Origin of the sequence: Brucella sp. TWI559, from assembly GCF_039674265.1 — a bacterium.
Taxonomy (GTDB): Bacteria; Pseudomonadota; Alphaproteobacteria; order Rhizobiales; family Rhizobiaceae; genus Brucella; species Brucella chromiisoli.
On record NZ_JBDJNE010000064.1, the window covers coordinates 1 to 1,155 of the forward strand.

A 1,155-nucleotide genomic window follows, 5' to 3' on the forward strand; every position below is an offset into this window, starting at 1 on the left:
GAGTTTCTCTCAACGGATCAGAGTAAGCGTGACAGCCATCGTCAGTGGCCCGTTGATTTAAAAGCCCGGATTGTTTCGGAAAGCTTGCGTCCTGGCGTGAGCGTGCAGGAAGTTGCCGATCGCTATGGCGTGCGTGCAAACTATCTGTCTTCATGGCGCACGCTGGCACGTCAGGGCAAGCTTGTTTTGCCTTCGCCGGAAGATGATACGGAGTTTGCAGCAATTATAGTAGCGGAGTCTGCAGTTGAACCGGTGACGTCACCAGCTTCGCGCGTTGAGATATTCAGCGGAGAAGTGATCATTCGGCTGGAAGAAGGTGTGTCGGCTTCCCGGATTGCAGCTGTTGCAAGCGCGCTTGCGGCTCTCAAATGATCTTCCCTTCCAACCGGGTTCGCATCATGGTGGCTACCAAACCTGTCGATTTCCGTAAAGGCCATGACGGGCTTGCTGCGTTGGTGAAGAACGAGCTGCGAAAGGATCCATTTACGGGAACTGTATTTGTTTTTCGCTCGCGCAAGGCCGATCGCATAAAACTGATCTACTGGGATGGCACGGGTATGGTTCTGGCTTATAAGCGTTTGGAAGCCCATACGTTCAGCTGGCCAGAGATCCGGGATGGACTGATGTCGTTGAGCCATGCACAGTTTGAAGCTTTGTTCGCAGGACTTGACTGGCGACGCGTTCGGGCGGTGGAAGCGAGAGCGCCGATTACTGTTGAATAGCTATTGAGCACCGGCATCATAGCCTGCGGACGATGACTCTGGCAGCATAATCATCAAGCATATCAAGGCCGGATTTGGTAAGTTTGGCTCATGTTGGACGCTGCCGATCTTCCCAACGATATTGCTGAGCTCAAAGCACTGCTGATTGCTGCGACAGCGCTCGGTCTTCGTAAAGATGATCGGATTGCGCGGCTGGAGAAGCTGGTTGCAGCCTTCAAACAAGCCGCTTTTGGACGCAAGTCAGAGAAGATTAATCCTGAGCAGTTTGATCTGGCCCTGGAAGATCTGGATGTCATTAAGCATGGAATAAGGACCCCATTTGAGGGGTTATCGGCATCCAAACGGGACCCCTTATTTAAAGGGTAACATGACCTTCGATTTCAATCGGAGGTTTTCTATTGGATGCTTATTGTGGAGACTATTTCGAAGATAC

2 protein-coding genes and 1 pseudogene are annotated in these 1,155 nt (G+C 51.7%); all 3 read left to right on the plus strand.

Going from position 1 to position 1,155, the window contains the following annotated elements; all coding sequences use genetic code 11:
* The coding region (gene tnpA, locus ABE530_RS19590) for an IS66-like element accessory protein TnpA (protein ID WP_499695720.1) at positions 1-372 on the plus strand (372 nt) is incomplete at its 5' end.
* Positions 369-722, plus strand: a complete 354-nt coding sequence (tnpB, locus tag ABE530_RS19595) for an IS66 family insertion sequence element accessory protein TnpB (protein ID WP_499695721.1) — start codon at positions 369-371, stop codon at positions 720-722. The genes tnpA and tnpB, both read left to right, overlap by 4 nt.
* Before the next feature lie 90 nt (positions 723-812).
* Positions 813-1,061 (plus strand): annotated as a pseudogene (locus ABE530_RS19600) (transposase domain-containing protein); the annotation flags it as partial.
* Between the last annotated feature and the right edge of the window lie 94 nt (positions 1,062-1,155).